Origin of the sequence: Paeniglutamicibacter gangotriensis Lz1y (assembly GCF_000348945.1) — a bacterium.
In the GTDB taxonomy this organism is placed as follows: domain Bacteria; phylum Actinomycetota; class Actinomycetes; order Actinomycetales; family Micrococcaceae; genus Paeniglutamicibacter; species Paeniglutamicibacter gangotriensis.
The window spans coordinates 189,148-205,390 of record NZ_AOCK01000007.1 but is presented as its reverse complement, the minus strand read 5'-3'; the positions used below and the strand labels follow the sequence as shown (position 1 = coordinate 205,390).

At 66.5% G+C, this 16,243-nt stretch carries 11 protein-coding genes; 5 read left to right on the top strand and 6 right to left on the bottom strand.

Annotated elements, in window-relative coordinates:
* Positions 1-103: 103 nt before the first annotated feature.
* Together ADIAG_RS12885 and ADIAG_RS12880 are read left to right on the top strand one after the other, a co-directional pair.
* On the top strand, positions 104-1,042 hold the full coding sequence (locus tag ADIAG_RS12885) for a hypothetical protein (protein ID WP_152426156.1): 939 nt from the start codon (positions 104-106) through the stop codon (positions 1,040-1,042).
* A 6-nt stretch (positions 1,043-1,048) separates the two neighbouring features.
* Positions 1,049-2,461, top strand: a complete 1,413-nt coding sequence (locus tag ADIAG_RS12880) for a mycothione reductase (RefSeq protein ID WP_007271821.1) — start codon at positions 1,049-1,051, stop codon at positions 2,459-2,461.
* Positions 2,462-2,630: 169 nt separating this feature from the next.
* On the opposite strand, the gene ADIAG_RS12875 is transcribed toward ADIAG_RS12880, so the two are convergent.
* The 3 genes from ADIAG_RS12875 to ADIAG_RS12865 form a co-directional block, all read right to left on the bottom strand.
* Positions 2,631-4,445, bottom strand: coding sequence for an AMP-dependent synthetase/ligase (locus ADIAG_RS12875; protein WP_043474968.1), 1,815 nt, complete (start codon positions 4,443-4,445; stop codon positions 2,631-2,633).
* A gap of 207 nt (positions 4,446-4,652) precedes the next feature.
* On the bottom strand, positions 4,653-5,156 hold the full coding sequence (locus ADIAG_RS12870) for a hypothetical protein (protein ID WP_007271819.1): 504 nt from the start codon (positions 5,154-5,156) through the stop codon (positions 4,653-4,655).
* Positions 5,153-5,920: an alpha/beta hydrolase gene (locus ADIAG_RS12865; protein WP_007271818.1), complete on the bottom strand. Its 768-nt coding sequence runs from the start codon at positions 5,918-5,920 to the stop codon at positions 5,153-5,155. The genes ADIAG_RS12870 and ADIAG_RS12865 overlap by 4 nt, the downstream gene beginning before the upstream one ends.
* Before the next feature lie 248 nt (positions 5,921-6,168).
* Here ADIAG_RS12865 and ADIAG_RS12860 point away from each other — a divergent pair, with 248 nt between their 5' ends.
* Complete coding sequence (locus tag ADIAG_RS12860; protein WP_007271817.1) at positions 6,169-6,876, top strand: lysophospholipid acyltransferase family protein; 708 nt, start codon at positions 6,169-6,171, stop codon at positions 6,874-6,876.
* 116 nt (positions 6,877-6,992) lie between these two features.
* A complete protein-coding gene (locus ADIAG_RS12855; RefSeq protein ID WP_007271816.1) occupies positions 6,993-8,363 on the top strand; it encodes a class II 3-deoxy-7-phosphoheptulonate synthase in 1,371 nt (456 codons plus the stop codon).
* 162 nt (positions 8,364-8,525) lie between these two features.
* Here the strand turns inward: ADIAG_RS12855 and ADIAG_RS12850 are convergent, their stop codons facing one another.
* A complete protein-coding gene (locus ADIAG_RS12850) occupies positions 8,526-10,715 on the bottom strand; it encodes a Stk1 family PASTA domain-containing Ser/Thr kinase (protein WP_007271815.1) in 2,190 nt (729 codons plus the stop codon).
* 169 nt (positions 10,716-10,884) lie between these two features.
* The gene (locus ADIAG_RS12845; RefSeq protein ID WP_007271814.1) at positions 10,885-11,133 is read right to left on the bottom strand and encodes a WhiB family transcriptional regulator; all 249 of its coding nucleotides are present in this window, start codon (positions 11,131-11,133) and stop codon (positions 10,885-10,887) included.
* Between the two features lie 339 nt (positions 11,134-11,472).
* On the opposite strand from ADIAG_RS12845, the gene ADIAG_RS12840 reads away from it, so the two are divergent.
* Entirely contained in the window at positions 11,473-11,886 is a 414-nt protein-coding gene (locus tag ADIAG_RS12840) for a hypothetical protein (RefSeq protein WP_007271813.1), read from the top strand.
* A gap of 47 nt (positions 11,887-11,933) precedes the next feature.
* Here ADIAG_RS12840 and ADIAG_RS12835 read toward each other — a convergent pair whose 3' ends face one another.
* Positions 11,934-16,064 (bottom strand): FtsK/SpoIIIE domain-containing protein, encoded by a 4,131-nt coding sequence (locus tag ADIAG_RS12835; RefSeq protein WP_007271812.1) that lies wholly within the window; start codon positions 16,062-16,064, stop codon positions 11,934-11,936.
* Positions 16,065-16,243 lie beyond the last annotated feature (179 nt).

The following is a 16,243-nucleotide window of genomic DNA, read 5'->3' as shown; positions in this document are numbered from 1 at the left end:
TGCCCGAGGATGCACCACTGGGCAAGATCTAGGCGGCGGCGCACCGGAGACGGAACGCCCCGGAACGGGGATGAGGAACATGGCCGGCAAACGGACAGGATTCATGGCACGATGGCTCGCGCGTCGGGCCGAGCAAGGTCCCGGGCAGCCCGGAGTAGTGCACCAACCAGTTGACCCGAGTCCGCCGACCCCCGCCCCAGCCGCGGCGCACGATCCAACGTACGAGGTAGCCCCGGACCAAGAACAGGCCGCTGAGCCTGGCGTTGAACTTCCGGCTGCCTCCGCGCCCGGAGCAACGGATGAAGCCACGATTCCCGAGCCGCAGCCCGAGCCACGCTCCGCCGACGAAGCGGAGCCTGTGCCGGTGCCTCCTTCCGAGAATGATCTTGCCAGTGCTGATGCCGCAGGCAACAGCGAAGCGACCGAAGACTCCGTGGCCGGGCCCGATGCGGCTTCGGCCACCTCCGAAGACACCGTGGCCCCCGCAGCTGCCAACGAGCCGGAAACGCTCATCCCCGAGATTCTCACCCCGGAGACAGTAGCCGAGCGCACCGGCATGCCCGATCCTGCAGTCCGGGAACAAAAGGTCATCACGATTGTTTCCCTGGTGCCGCACTCCGGGGCCAAGACCCTCTGCGCGGCGCTGGAAGGCCGTGTCGGTGGGCGGGGGTGGCAGATCCGGACCGCGGGCCCCGGGCTGATGCGCGCGGCGTTTTTAGGAATGCTCACCGACACCGACGCGCTGCTGCTCATCGCCCCCGCGGAAGCGGAAGTCACCCAAGAACTGGGTGAAAGGCTGGAATGGCTCGAGCTCAACAACCGCCCCTCGCTGCCCGAACGCACCATCTTCGTGCTGAATCGGAGCACCGGCGAGGGTGGGCCGGTGCAGCTGCCGGCCGATCTGTCCCGACCCGTGGTCCTGCTGCCCTTTGACCCGGCCCTCAGCCTGCCGCGCACCAGCGAACGGGCGCCACGCCGCGCCGCGCGCCACGCGCTGGCCCACCTCATCGACGAACTCACCACCCTCATCCAGGAGCACTAAATACCTATGGCACACTACGACCTGGCCATCATCGGCTCCGGCTCCGGCAACTCGCTGATCACCGAGTACTGGGACACCCAGAAGGTGGCGATCATCGACGCCGGCATCTTCGGCGGCACCTGCCTGAACGTTGGCTGCATCCCCACCAAGATGTTTGTCTACCCGGGCCAGCTTGCTGCCTCCGTCACCCAGGCCAAGGCCCTGGGGGTGGAGCTGAAGTTCGAGGGCGCCGACTGGGCGGGGATCCGCGACAGGATTTTCGGGCGCATCGATGCCATCTCGGAAGCCGGGAAGAACTACCGCGCCCACGAGCTGGAGAACGTCACGCTCTACACCGAGCACGTCTCCTTCGTCTCCGAGCACGAGCTGCGCACCGCCAGCGGCGAATCCATCACCGCCGACAAGATCGTCATCGCCACCGGTTCGCGCGCCGTCCTTCCCGAGGTCCCGGGCATCAGCCTGCCCGGCGTCCACACCTCGGACACCATCATGCGCCTGGCGGAACTGCCTAAGCGCCTGGTGATCCTGGGCGGTGGCTACATTGCCAGTGAGTTCGCCGCGGTGTTCGCCGCACTGGGCTCCGAGGTCGTGCAAGTGAACCGCTCCGGTGCCTTGATGCGCCAACTGGATGCCGATATCTCCGCCGCCTTCACCACCGCGGCCGCCGCACGTTGGCGCGTGGAACTCGACGCGGACCTGCGCCGGATCAGCGAGCATGACGGTGGGCTGCAGCTGGAATTTGAGCAGGACGGCGCACCCCTGACGCTGGAAGCCGACGTGGTGCTGGTGGCCACGGGGCGCACGCCCAATACCGACGCGTTGGGCGTCGCGCAGCTGGGCTTCGATCTGCGCGAGGACGGATCGCTGGTGGTCGATGACTACCAGCGGGTGCTGGCCGACGGCGAGCCGGTGCCCGGGATCTTCGGGTTGGGCGACGCGGCAAACACCGAGCAGCTCAAGCATGTGGCCAACCGCGAGGCCCGCGTGCTGATCCACAATCTGCAGCATCCCGACGCCATGCGCCCGATGGACCGGCGCTTTGTGCCCGCGGCGGTGTTCACCAACCCGCAGATCGCTTACGTGGGTGCCACCGAGGCCCAAGCGAGGGCCCAGCACGGCGATGCGGTGTGCTCGGTCATCCAGGACTACGGATCCACCGCCTACGGCTGGGCGATGGAGGACGAAGAAGGCATCGTAAAGCTGCTGGCCCACCGCGAGACCGGGTTGCTGCTCGGGGCGCACCTGATGGGGCACGAGGCCGCACTGCTGATCCAGCCGCTGATCCAGGCGATGAGCATGAACCTGGAGGTGAACACCATGGCCCGTGGACCGTTCTGGATCCATCCGGCACTGAGCGAGGTCGTGGAAAACGCGCTGCTGTCACTGCAGATTCCGGCGCGCGACTCCGACCCGCTGTAGGGATTCCCCTCGCGCATCTCGGGCATCCTGGACATCCCGGGTATCCAGGGCATCCCTGAGAGCCGGGATCCGGGCAGCACCGCCAGGGGTCAGTACACACAAAAGTGCCGTGGGGGTGGACACCATCCGGTGTCCACCCCCACGGCACTTTGCTGCCGCTCACCAGGTGCTAGGCGCGGGGCTTGGCTCCCGAGTAGATGTCCTCAAGCACCGACTCGTAGTCCTTGAGCACCTGGCCGCGCTTGATCTTCAGCGACGGGGTCAGGTGGCCCGAGTCCTCGGTGAAGTCGGTGGGCACGATGCGGAACTCCTTGATGGCTTCGGCCCGCGAGACGGTGGTGTTGGCCTTTTGAACCAGCGCGGCGATCGCGTCGCGGACCTGCGGCAGCTCGGAGGCCTGGGCCACGGTGGTGCCGGCAGGTAGCTTGTGGCGCTCCAGCCAGCCCGGCAGCGCCTCGGCATCGAGGGTGACCAGTGCGGCGATGAACGGGCGGGCGTCGCCGACGACCAGACACTGGGAGACCAGCGGATCGGCACGGATCTGGTCCTCGAGCAGCGCCGGGATGACGTTCTTGCCGCTGGCGGTGATGATGATTTCCTTCTTGCGCCCGGTGATGCGCAGGAAGCCCTCGTCGTCCAGCTCGCCGATGTCCCCGGTGCGGAACCAGCCATCGGCAAAGGTTTCCTCGTCCAGATCCGGGCGGTTGTAGTAGCCGCGCATCACACAGAAGCCCTTGGCCAGGATTTCCCCGTCCTGGGCGATCTTCACGGCGTTGCCCGGCAGCGGCCGGCCCACGGAGCCGATCTTCAGCTGGGTCGGGGTGTTCACGGTGATCGGGGCGGTGGTCTCGGTCAGCCCGTAGCCCTCCAGTACCGTGAGGCCGATGCCGTGGAAGAAGTGTCCCAGTCGTTCGCCCAGCGGGGCGCCGCCGGAGACCGCGTGCACGACCTTGCCACCCATCGCCGCACGAATCTTGCCGTACAGCAGCTTATCGAAGAGCATGTGCTTGAGCTTCAGGCCCAGCGGGACCTTACCGTCCTGCTCGGCGCGGGAGAAAGCGATGGCGACGTCCGAACCGGCGTGGAAGATCTTGCCCTTGCCGCCGTCCTCGGCCTTGAGCATCGAGGAGTTGTAGACCTTCTCGAAGACTCGGGGCACCGCGAGGATGAAGTTCGGCTGGAAGGACTGCAGGTCAGGCAGCAGGTTCTTCACATCGGCGGTGTGAGCCACCTTGACCCCGCCGGCCACGGCGAGCACCGAAATATACCTGGCGAAGACGTGGGCCAGCGGCAGGAACATGATGGTGGCTGCTCCCGGGAAGACCACATCGGGAAGCGAAGCAGCGGCGTTGTCGCTGAGCTCCACGAAGTTCGAGTGCGTCAGTTCGCAGCCCTTGGGCCGCCCGGTGGTTCCGGAGGTGTAGATGATGGTGGCCAGCGAGTCCAGTCCTGCCGCGCTTCGACGCTCCTCCAAGACCGCGTCGTCGACGTCCTTTCCGGCGTCGCGTAGCGCATCGAGGCCGTTGCCCTCGATCTGCCAGACGTGGGCTACCTCGTCCAAGCCTTCCTGGTGGGCGGCCTGACGCACGACGTTCTCATGGCGTGGGGCCTCGACCACTGCGGCAACCGCGTGGGAGTCGCCCAGGATCCAGGCGACCTGACTGGGGGAGGAGGTCTCATAGACCGGGACGGTGACGCAGCCGGCGAACCAAATGGCGAAGTCCACCAGGGTCCACTCGTAGCGGGTGCGTGCCATCAGCCCGATGCGTGCCCCCGGTTCGATGCCGGAGGCGATGAAGCCCTTGGCCAGCGCCGAGGCGTCGGCGGCGAACTCCGAGGCGGGGATGTCGATCCACGTTCCGTCCGGGCCCGGCTTGGCCAGCAGCGCCGGATCGGCGGCGGAGCGTGCATGGCGCAGGAGCAGGTCGGTGATGTTGGTTTCTGGTGGGTTCTCCACCAGTGGAGGGATCGAGATTTCCTGCATTTTGCGCTCCTTCGGTTCCGGGTGGGGATTCATGCGCTCCGGCAGGAACATTCCCCGTTGCTCCCCTCATCACCCATCATAGTGGTTCGGGTCACAGTGCGTACTCACTAGTAACTTACGGGTATTCGTCACTCTTCGCAACAATCGCCGCGCCCCGTCTCGGTGCCAGAAGAAAAATCGGTGCCAGCACGCACCCCGTCGCCGGAGTTACACGCGGGCGCCGTCGTCGCCGTCGTGACGATGGCGCGGCAGCCTGGCGAAGAGGAATATTGCCGCAGCAACGGCGATGGCGACCAGGCCCACCCACAGTGGCGCCGGTGCTCGGCGCCAGAAGATCGTCAGCAGCACCAGGGCGATGGGTGCCCCGGCAGCACAGACCCACGCCAGGTTCAGCAGCGGGTTGCCCGATCCCAGGGCCGGTGGAACCTCCGGGATGAACTCCCCATCGTCGGTGTCCTCGGGTGCTTCGTAGTCCCGCGGACCGGTGAGCGCCGGGTGCATCCTAAACAGCTGCGGATCCACCGGCCTCGGTGCGGGGACTGAGGAAGCGTCGGGTGCACCCGGGGTGCCGGGGTTTTCCGGCGTGGGGGAGCCCGGGGTGGCGGGGCTGCGGGGATCGGTCGGGTCCGCCTCGAGGCGGCGCACCAAGTCCTCCCACACGGAATCGTCGGAATCGCCGGATTCGGCCGGCTCGTGAAACGGGTTGGTCATGGCCTGCTGGTGTCCACTTCCTGGAAGAACTCGATGGAACGGGCAAAGATCTCTTGCGCCTCGTAATCAAGCGTGGCCACATGATAGCTGCGCGTCAACCGTTTCACCTCAAGGTGGACACTCTCATCAAGCCCGTCGCGCAGCACCTCCAGACTGGATTCGGGCACCACATGGTCGGCGTCCGAGCGGAAGACGATCACCGGTGCGGTGATGGACCCCAGCGCGGCGATGGTGGATCTGAAGAGTCTGCGCAGCTGGTGCACCCCGGCCACCGGGGTGCGGGCATAGGCATGCTCGTCGCCGCCGGGCTTGGCGATGTCGTTGGAGATTCCCGCCAGGCTGGGCACCACGAAGCGCAGCAACCCGGTGAACCGGGCCAGCGGGGAGGCGATGGTCAACCCGGGATTCACCAGGGCCAGGGCAGCGACCTCATGGGTCGAGGCCAGGTTCAGGGCCAGTGCCCCGCCCATCGACAGCCCGGCAACAAACACGCGTGCGTGGGTCGCGGCAAGTTCTGCATGGGCCTGGCGGACCGCGTCGAGGATCTCGCTGTGCTTGGTGGCGGCGAGATCCTGCCAGCTGGTTCCGTGTCCCGGAAGTAGTGGGACCCGGACCGAGTAGCCTGCCGCGGCAAAGGCGTGCGCCCAGGGCATCATGCCTGCCGGTCCGGCGGTGAACCCATGGATCACCAACACCGCATCCCCGTTGCTGCCCTGATGGGTGTACGGTGCGTTGGGGTCGGCGGATGCTGGTGGTTGTGCCATGTGATGACTGCTCCTGGCTGAAGACGAGATATTGCGGCGAAAGCCGCCCTCGGGAGAACCGCTGTGGTGCGTGTACCGCGTCCAGCGTGACCGATGGCATTGTTTTGCCTACAGTTAGAGCCTAACCGAGAACCATGTTTTCCCCTCCGGGCACGCCCCGTCCCCGCACCCTGGGGCGCCGGAGAATGGGGAGAGCCGATGTACGACGCCCCGCACGATCACCCGGCCCGGAAGGCACAACACGTCACATGTTTTACCAATTCATGAAGCGGTTCATCGTCGGACCGATGGTCAACGTGTTGTTCCGTCCCTGGGTGAAGGGCATCGAAAACATCCCCTCCTCCGGCGGCGCAATCCTGGCCAGCAACCACCTCTCGGTCTCCGACTCGATTTTCCTGCCGGTGGCAGTGGACCGCACCGTGATCTTCCTGGCCAAGATGGACTATTTCACCGGCAAGGGCCCCAAGGGCAGGCTCACCGCCTGGTTCTTCCGCATGATCAATCAGATCCCGATGGACCGTTCCGGCGGGGCCGCCAGTGCCAACTCGCTGGGGGCCGGGGCACAAGCCTTGGTCGACGGATCCCTGCTGGGGATCTACCCCGAGGGCACCCGCAGCCCCGACGGGCGTCTTCATCGTGGCAAGCTCGGCGTCGCCAAGCTGGCCCTGCAGGCGGGAGTGCCGGTGATCCCGGTGGCGATGATCGGCACCGACAAGGTCCAGCCCATCGGCAAACGCATGCCCAACATCCGCCGCGTGGGCATGATCATCGGTGAACCACTGGACTTCTCCCGCTACGCGGGGATGAGCGAGGACCGCTTCGTGCAGCGCTCGGTCACCGACGAGATCATGTACGCGATCATGCGCCTGTCCGGGCAGGAATACGTCGACACCTACGCGGCCACGGTCAAGGCCAAGCTCGATGCCCAACGCCGCGAAGCCGGCAAGAAGAAGTAGTACCCCGGCTTCCGGGACTGTGAACTCGATCGCGTCGTGAGTTACGCCCGGAATGCCGCGGTGAAGGCTAGGCGGTTTACTCTTGAAGGGTGACTCAGCTATCTTCAACTTCCTCAATGCCCGGACGATCCCCGGCCGGCCCCGCAGCCGACCCCGACCTGGACATCTGGCGCACCCTGCCGATTGCCCAGCAGCCGACGTGGAGCGAGCATGCCCACTATGCCGAGTCCATCGCCGAGCTAGGCTCGCGCCCGCCGCTGGTCTTCGCCGGCGAGGTCGACGTATTGCGCGAGCGGCTTGCCGCTGCGGCCCAGGGCAAGGCGTTCCTGTTGCAGGGTGGCGACTGCGCCGAGACCTTCGCCGGGGCGACCGCCGACAAGATCTCCGCACGGGTGAAGACCATCTTGCAGATGGCGGTGGTGCTGACCTACGGCGCCTCGATGCCGGTGATCAAGATGGGACGCATGGCCGGGCAGTTCGCCAAGCCGCGTTCCTCCAACGACGAGACCCGCGATGGGGTGACGCTTCCGGCGTTCCGGGGCGAGATCGTCAACGGCTTCGACTTCACCCCCGAGTCCCGGGCACACGATCCGCGCCGCATGGTCGAGGCCTACAACACCTCCTCCTCCACGCTGAACCTGATCCGCGCCTTCACCCAGGGTGGCTTCGCCGACCTGCGCTCGGTACACTCCTGGAACAAGGGCTTCATGGCCAACCCGGCCCACACCGCCTACGAGCAGCTGGCCGGAGAGATCGACCGCGCCGTGCGGTTCATGGACGCCTGCGGGGCGGACTTCGAGGCGCTGAAGCGCACCGAGTTCTTCGCTTCCCACGAGGCCCTGCTGCTGGACTACGAGCGGGCGCTGACCCGCACCGACTCACGCACCTCGCAGCCCTACGACACCTCGGGTCACTTCCTGTGGATCGGTGAGCGCACGCGCCAGCTCGACGGCGCCCACGTGGACTTCCTGTCCCGGGTGCGCAACCCGATCGGCGTCAAGCTCGGCCCGAACACCACTCCCGAGGACGCCCTGGCGCTCATCGAGAAGCTGGACCCGAACCGCGAGCCGGGCCGCCTGACCTTCATCACTCGCATGGGTGCGAAGAACATCCGCGAGAAGCTGCCGAATCTGGTCCAGAAGGTCACCGAATCCGGGGCGCAGGTCCTCTGGGTCACCGACCCGATGCACGGAAACACCGTGACCAGCGAAAACGGCTACAAGACCCGTAAGTTCGACGACGTCATGGACGAGGTCCGCGGCTTCTTCGAGGTCCACGATTCGTTGGGCACCTACCCCGGCGGCCTGCACGTGGAAATGACCGGCGACGACGTGGCCGAGTGCCTCGGTGGCGCCGATCCGATCCGCCAGGAACAGTTCGACGACCTCTACGAGTCGGTCTGCGATCCGCGACTGAACCACAAGCAGTCCCTGGAAATGGCCTTCCTGGTCTCCGGGGCCTTGGCCAAGCGCGGGATCCAGAGCTAGGGCTCACAGCCCCGTTTATACGTACGAAGGCCAGGTTATTTCCCCCGGTAGCTACTGGGAAAATAACCCGGCCTTCGGCATTTCTGCTCTGCTTCCTCTGCGCCGCGGCGTGAACTTCAGCTATCCCGGGCTTGCCCAGGATGAAAGTGCAGGAGCCCGGTCCTAGACCACCACGAGCTTGATCGTGGAACCCTCCTCGGCGCTTCCGCCGTCGGGGGACTGGGAACGCACGGTGCCGAAGAACCCGCCGAGGAACTCCTCGACCTCGACCTTGAAGCCCAACGCCTCAAGTTCCTTGCGCGCCTCGGCCAGCTGCCTGCCCTGCACGCTGGGAACCTCAATCATCTTCGGACCGCGGGAAACAACATATTCGACCGTTGACCCGCGTTCCAGCTGCCCGCTGGCCGGTTTCTGCGATGAGACCTGCCCGGAGGGCACCGTGGAGCTATATTCCTTGCCGGCGTTCTTCCCCTTCAGCCCCACCTTCTTCAGCGCAGCATCGGCCTGCTTCGCACTCATCGCTGCCAACGAGGGCACCTCGACGGGGGCCGGTCCGAGCGAAACAACCAACGAGACCTTGCTGCCGCGGCGCAGCTTCTCCCCGGATCCGGGGTCTTGGCTGAGCACCACGCCCTTGGCGAGCTCTTCGGAGTGCTTTGTGCTGGTCTTTCCGGCGGCAAGGTTCGCGGTCTTAAGGTCGGCCTGGGCCTCGGCCAGCTTGCGGCCGCTCAGATTCGGGACGGCAAAAAGCTCGGGTCCCTTGGACACCAGGAGGGTCAGACCTTGAAATCGACGGATTGTTTCCCCGGCGGCAGGTTCACTTCCAACCACGAGGCCCCGCTCGATCTTCCCGTCAAACACTTCGCGAGTATCCGCCTGAACTCCGGCATCTCCCAGTTTCCCGACCGCCTGGCTGGCAGTGCTTCCGGTGAGCAGCGGAATCTGGATGTTCGCTCCGGGACCCATGCCGAAGAACAGCGACACCGCGGCAATCAGTGCTGCCAGCAGCACCAGTCCAACACCCAGCAGCCACTTGCGCCGTGTCGGAGTGCGCGGGGCCAGCTCGTGCGTGGGAATCTGCGCGTCTTTCCGCCAGGCGAGCTCAGCGGCCTTGGCCTGCTTCTTGGCCTGCCGGGCGGAGGTCGGGGCCTGTGCGTGCTGATGCGGGGGCACACTCAGCGCCTGGGTGTGGCTGGCGCCGGCCGTCGCTGCGCTCTGGGATCCGTCGAACACCTGGGTGTGATCGCCGCCGGGCAGCACGGTGGTGTGCTCCCCGCCGGCGCCTAGGGCACGGGTCACCTCTTGGGACGGGTCCTCATCGGCAGCCTCGGGACCAGGGCCACCCAAGGCACGGGTAGCATCTTCAGCACCGTCGCTGCGCGCGGCGGCGGAATCGCGGTATTCTTGGGCCTGGGCGAGGGCTTCATGCACGGTGGTGTGCGCGCTGGTGGCCGGCGGGATCAGATCGCGGAGTCCGCCCAGAATCTCCGAACCCAGATCTAGCTGGGCCGGCGGAAGCGAATCGTGGATCTGCTTCAGATCGCTGAGCAGGAAGGACGCATTCTGCGGCCGGTCCTCCGGATCCTTGTTGGTGCAATAGGCCACCAGCTCGTCGAGCTCACTGGAGAGCCCGGGGACGATGGCCGAGGGCGCCGGGACGTCGTCGTTGATGTGCTTGAACGCGAGCCCGTAGGCGCTCTCCGCGGTGAAGGGCTGGCGCCCGGTGAGCAGCTCGTAGGCGATGATGCCCACGGCATAGATGTCGCTGCGCTCATCGGACGGATCGCCCTTGGCCAGCTCGGGGGAGATGTAGGCGGCGGTGCCAAAGAAGTTGGTGGCATTGGTGTGGGCGGAGGCCGCGCGAGCCAGCCCGAAGTCCGCGACCTTGATGCGCCCCTCGTCGGAAATCAACACATTGGCTGGCTTCATGTCGCGGTGCACGATGCCTGCCTCGTGCGCGACGGACAACCCGGTGCAGATCGCTTGGAGCACCACCAGCGCCTGGCGCGGGGTATAGCGGCCGCGGGACTTCAGCGATTGGCTCAGGTTCAGCCCGCGCACGTACTCCATCACCAAGTAGGCGGTGGATCCCGAGACATGGTGGTCGCGGATGCCCACGATGTTGTCGTGGGTCAGACCGGCGGAGATGATCGCTTCGGCTTCGAAACGCTCGAGCACCGCGGGGTCCGAGGCCATATGCGCGTGCAGGATCTTCACCGCGACGGTGCGGTGCAGGCGCACGTCCATGGCCCGGTAGACGGTGGACATGCCGCCGTCGGCGATGCGGGCGTCGAGTCGATAGCGTGCATCGAGAGTCGTGCCTATGCGGGGGTCAGTGTGTGGCGCTGTCACTTATCGATCGTAACCAGTGGTAGATGGTAATGGGAGTGTGCAACACGGGGCGGGGGCTTGTTGCGCCTCGTCCCGCCTTGCCTAGGTGGTGCCCGCCCAGCACATGAGGGGCCGGTTCAATCAAGAACCGACCCCTCATCAAAATGTGCTGTGGGACATCACGTGGAGACTAGGAGGCCCGACGGGCCCTTGCTGCCCGACGCTTCAGCGCCCGACGCTCGTCTTCGCTCATACCGCCCCAGACACCGGCATCTTGGCCGGACTCGATGGCCCAAGCCAAGCAGGTGTCCACAACGGGGCACCGCCGGCAGACACTCTTGGCTTCTTCGATCTGGAGAAGGGCCGGACCCGTGTTCCCTACCGGGAAAAATAGTTCCGGGTCCTTGTCCAGACAAGCCGCGCGGCTACGCCAATCCATGCTTGTTGTTGCTCCTTGGGGGTAGGAAAAGTGAGGGGGTCGACCGGAACAATAACCCGGTCAATAAGCAATGCGTCAAGTAAAAGACATACTCGAACGACTGCCTAACAAGGTTTTCATGTTACGTTCACGTAAACAAGGGTCCTGTGTTGCAAATACCTCCGCTTCCTTGAGTGCTTAGTCACAAGGGCCCGCTTTTTCCTCGGGAGTAACAGGTTTACCCCGTAGCGACAAGGGTCTTTTTAGACTTGTTGGGGGGGCTTTGTCACAGCTTCGCTGCCCTCGCTTTGGCTCCAAGGCATCGGCCCGTACTAGATTTGGGGGGTGAAGAGCCAGCCAATGCCCCAGTCCAGCCGTTCCGCGACCCCTCGCCCGATGTCGGTGCTTTTCATTTCGGCACTGCTGGTCATCGAAGGCTTGGCGGTGCTTGCCTACGCATTCACCTATGCCCTGCAGCTGGGTGAGGCCGGCCCTCTGGGCATGGGCGCGCGGATTTTCATGCTGTTGCTGATCATCGTCGGCGGCGTTTGGCAACTGCTCGTTGCCCACCACTTCTTCCGTGCCCGGGCCTGGACCCGTGCCGCGGCACTGATGTGGCAGATCTTCCAGATCATCCTGGCCATTCCGTACTTCCAGACCGACCCGGCGATGGCCTGGCTCTGGCTAGTGCCCGCAGCACTGATCGTGGTGCTGCTCTTCGACCCGCGTACCACAGCGTTCCTGGGCGACCGGCCGAGATCCGAGAGCTCCTGAACCGAATTGGAGGAACGACCTCCGGACCCGGACAGCGCATCGCAAGGTCACGAAGCGAAGCCGTCGACACACTGAATTTGGCGCAGTGTGCCGCGGTCCAACACCAGCGCCCGCCCCGGGACGCTTTCGCCGGCCGGAGGAAACCTCAATCCGCTGGGGTCGGAATCGGCCCCGAACTGCGGATCCAACACCAGGAATGAGCGTTGGTCGCGCACCGCCGCGGTGAGGCCCAGTTCAAAGAGTAGGCGTGGGCCCGGCTCCGCGCTCAGGACAACCTGTAGTCCGGCCCCCAGAAGTATCTCCACGGCCCGCGAGGCACGAGCCACACGCACATCCGCGCGCTCCACCAGCACCCGTGCGACCCCGGGGTGCAGCTCCAAGAAGTTCTCGGCCTGCACCGGCAACTCGTCGTGCAGCCGCAGGTATACGGTGTGCCCCGGTGCGCTTCCCGTCAGCACCGCCAGATGGGCCAGTAATGCACCCTTCCCCGCCCCCTCATGGCCGAGCACGATGCCGCAGGGACCCGGCGACCAGATGAACTCCCGGTTATCGGGTCCGCAGACCCCCACCCGCAAGCCCGGTGCCAGGCCACCCTCGATCGAATCGGCCAGAAGCAGGTGTGAATCGGCCGCGTCGAGGTCAGCGGGCAGGAGGACACCGGGCAGCGGTACGGAGCGCAGCCAATGATCCGGTGCCGGGCCCGCGGGCAGTGGCAACCTCGCGGCGTCGTCAAGCAACTGGAATTCGGTGCCCCGCTCGGGTTCGTCCGGACCCAACAACACCCCGCGTCCTGCATGCGAGGCGATCCTGCGCAGGCGGGGCCATCCCATGAGCAGTTCGGGGCCGGCGCCGCGCGGAAAGTACCAGCGGGTCTCGCACAGTGAGGCGGCACGGGAACCGGCCAGCTCGCGGTCCCCGCAGATCACCAGCGCACGCCCGGCCTCGGCGGCGGTACGCGCAAAGACGGTGAGCATCGCCTCCAACCGCATCAATGTTCCGGCTTCCAACGACTGGGCCCAGCCACCGAGGCCACAGACGATGAGCAGCACCGGATCGGTGATGCGTGGATCGCCCAGCTGCAGCAGCAACTCGTTAATGCGCCAGGTGTCCCCGGGTCCGAAGTAACCGCGCAGCACCGGATGCCCACGCAACCGGGATTGGGTCCCGTTTCCGTCCAGCAGGAAGGCCGGCATGGTGAAGGATCCCCGGCTGATCGCATGCAGCAACAATTCAGGGATCCGCTCGATGCCCGAAGACGGCAGCCCACAAGCCAGCAACCGCGGGGTGGCGCGCGGATCAAAGACCAGGGCGCTGGCCGAGGATAGCTGCACCCGATCCAGCAAGCCAACGATGCCCCGGCCGGCCGGCAGCTGCCGGGCCACTGACCGCCCAATTCCCGGCAGTTGTGCGGGAAGCGCCGCGGAGAACGGGTTTCCGGCCGGCTCGATCTTCTGGTGGCGTCCAATGACCCGTTGTACCTGGGACGCCAATTCGGCATCCGACCCGGGCTCTGCCGGGTCCCGTCCGGCCGCGCCGCCCTCGTCCGTCAGCAACTCGGTAAACAGGACCTGGGCCAGCGTGCCACCGCGAGCCCTGAGCAGGGCGGGGATGCTGGGCCGTGCATTGACTCGGGCCCGGAACTTCACCGGGGCAGCTCCGCCATGGCGGAAATACGCGATGCCCGGAAGCCCCGGATCGAGCCCGGCAGCCAGCGGTGAACCAATCAGGTCATTGGATTCGGACTCCCCGATGGTGCGCAACGCGATCACCGAGCCGATGTTGGCCCGCAACGGGGCACTGACGGTGCCGGCCGGCCGCTGTGTGCTCAACACCAAATGGATCCCCAACGAACGCCCCACCGTGGCGATGTGGATGACACGTTCCAGGGCATCGGGCAGCTCGCTGGCGAAGACTCGGAACTCATCGATGACCACCACCAGCCGGGGCAACGGAGGATCCTCGGGGGAGCGTGAGCGCAGGTAGTCGCGGTGGTCGGTGGCCGCGTGCCGGGCCAGGAACGTCTCACGCCTGCGTAATTCGTGACCCAGCAGCTCCAGCAGCCGCTCGCCGGCCGCCGCATCCAGATCGGACACGAACAGCTGGACGTGCGGCATCGGCGCCAGCGGTGCCAGCGTCGCTCCGCCCTTAAAGTCCACCAGCATGAACGCCAGTTCGTCGGGTCCAAGCCCTAACCCCAGGCCCAGCACCCAGGACCGCAGCAACTCGGACTTGCCCGACCCGGTGGTCCCTGCGACCAGGAAATGTGGTCCGTCGGCGTCCAGATCCACCCGCAGTGGGCCGGCCTCGGTGTCCCCGACCAGCGCCAGCGCAGCCGGGAAGGTGGACCCGGATGCCGCTGCGGCGCTCGCTTGCTCGTCGTCATCCGGCGCGCCAAGGACGGAGGTGGCCGTCTGGGCGGTGCTCTCGAGGATCCGCTGGATGGCCCGGGCCAGGACCTGCAGGCTGATTCCCTCGGGCTCCACCTTCAGTGTGGTGGCTGTGCTTGAGCCAGCGCCTTGGCCCGCATCCGCACCCCGGCCTCGCTCCCGTGGCCCGCTCCCGCTGGATTCCTGATGCGGCGCAGTGCGCCGGGCCCGGCGCGCGGCACCTGCGGTGGCAGCGTCCACGACCGCAGGGACCCGCAGCAGCCACGGATTCTCCCGGCACCCGGAGGGTTCCAGCAGCACCCGGTGATTGCTGCAGTCCACGCGGATTCCTGCCGGCTGAGCAGGCTCCGGGCCTCCGCAGCATAACCACGTCGTTGCACCGGCAGGCCCCGCCGCCTGTTCGGGCCGCAGAAGGGCGCCGCGCTCGTCGGTGCGCAGGACCATCACGATCGTCGGTGCGCCGTCGGCGGGGATCTGCTGCCCGCCTTCAAGCACCAGGACTCCGCGAAGCATCGCGAACTCGGCCGGTAGGAACCCTGCGGGCCCCACCACGACCACACGCAAGGAACCCTGGTTCAGCAGCGGCAGCCAACGGACCAGCACCGCGCGCAGCACCGGGCCCCATACCTGCGCCGGCCCCGGAAACCACACCGTGGAGCCATCGCCGAGTGATAACGCCACCGGGGAATCGGCAATGATGCCAGGCTCCGGCGGGGTTGCGGCATCGGCCGGCATCCCCGGCGCCGTCGCCTCACCCTCGGCGATCTTCACGTTGCTCCGCCGGCCCGCCCCAGCACGGAGAGCTGAGCCTGAGACCCGGCGCGGTTTAACCTCGGGCGGTTCGGCACCGGAAGTCGTACACAACCACGCGGCAAGCCTCCCGTGCCCGACCACCATCGGCGGCAGGCCAGCCGGATCCACGCCGACTGATGCCGCCAACCCGGCAGCCACCGCACCCACCGGCGGTGCGCCGTCCGCGCGGCGCTTCATATCGGCCACGGTGGCCCGCACCCAGGCCCGCCGAAATACCTTTCGGGCGCGCAGCGCCGCCACCGCCGGCAAGCCACCGGTCAGTACCGACAACGCGCAGAACGCCAGAAAGAACACGCTGTGCGTCAGCAGGAACAGGCCCACCCCGAGACCCAGTGGTGCCAGTGCACCGACGAGCATCGTGGCCAGCCTGCTTCCGGGCTCCGGTGCATCGATCGGCAACTTGTCCCACGGCCAGCGGGAATGCCCGGTCCCGAGTCCTGCCGGCGGGAGCACCCCCAGCAGGCTTTCTCCGGCCCCAAAGACGTCACCAATGAGCAGACGGCGATGCACGATGGGCGTCCGGGCGAACCACAGTCCGTTGGCCGAACCCTCGTCACTGAGCACGATGGAGGTGCCATCAACACGCACCAGCGCGTGACGGCGTGAGAGCAACAGGTCACCAATGGGCAGATCGACGTCGCCGCGGCCCAGCGCCCACACCCCGCGGTGCAGCGGAAGCCGTCCGCCGGGGTCCGGGCCGCGCAAGACCACCAGCACGGCAGGATCTACCCCGTTGACCGTCTGCGACCCGGAGCCCTCACCCATCGGCGCATCACCCAACAGCAACCGACCCTGCAGGGGAAGCCGCGCCATGGATTCCAGCGCGACGGTCCCGGAAAACCAGTGCTGTCCGGGCCAATGCCTAGCCAACGCCGCGGCCAGACCGGCCCCGCTGACCGGCTCGGCGGCCTCCACTTCAAGGAGCACCGCGTGGCCCAGCGAGGGCGATGACAACCGGATGAATAATCCGTGGCCCATGTTCTGCCTGCCTCGGGCCTGGTCCGCCGGGCGCGTCTTTGCGCTCGGTGGACCAAGCCCGTTTGTTTGTCCTGCGCACCGTCGACCCATCAGAGGGATAGATGGGACGATATCGGCACGGATTCCTCGTCCCAATCTAGGGATTTTCGGGTCGTCGCATGTCGCCACGGGTTCCGGCT

Excerpts from the sequence above, each read along its gene's own strand:
- ADIAG_RS12885 (WP_152426156.1), top strand. The coding sequence starts at position 104 with ATGGCACGATGGCTCGCGCGTCGGGCCGAGCAAGGTCCCGGGCAGCCC.
- ADIAG_RS12880 (WP_007271821.1), top strand. The coding sequence starts at position 1,049 with ATGGCACACTACGACCTGGCCATCATCGGCTCCGGCTCCGGCAACTCG.
- ADIAG_RS12875 (WP_043474968.1), bottom strand. The coding sequence starts at position 4,445 with ATGCAGGAAATCTCGATCCCTCCACTGGTGGAGAACCCACCAGAAACC.
- ADIAG_RS12870 (WP_007271819.1), bottom strand. The coding sequence starts at position 5,156 with ATGACCAACCCGTTTCACGAGCCGGCCGAATCCGGCGATTCCGACGAT.
- ADIAG_RS12865 (WP_007271818.1), bottom strand. The coding sequence starts at position 5,920 with ATGGCACAACCACCAGCATCCGCCGACCCCAACGCACCGTACACCCAT.
- ADIAG_RS12860 (WP_007271817.1), top strand. The coding sequence starts at position 6,169 with ATGTTTTACCAATTCATGAAGCGGTTCATCGTCGGACCGATGGTCAAC.
- ADIAG_RS12855 (WP_007271816.1), top strand. The coding sequence starts at position 6,993 with ATGCCCGGACGATCCCCGGCCGGCCCCGCAGCCGACCCCGACCTGGAC.
- ADIAG_RS12845 (WP_007271814.1), bottom strand. The coding sequence starts at position 11,133 with ATGGATTGGCGTAGCCGCGCGGCTTGTCTGGACAAGGACCCGGAACTA.
- ADIAG_RS12840 (WP_007271813.1), top strand. The coding sequence starts at position 11,473 with ATGCCCCAGTCCAGCCGTTCCGCGACCCCTCGCCCGATGTCGGTGCTT.
- ADIAG_RS12835 (WP_007271812.1), bottom strand. The coding sequence starts at position 16,064 with ATGGGCCACGGATTATTCATCCGGTTGTCATCGCCCTCGCTGGGCCAC.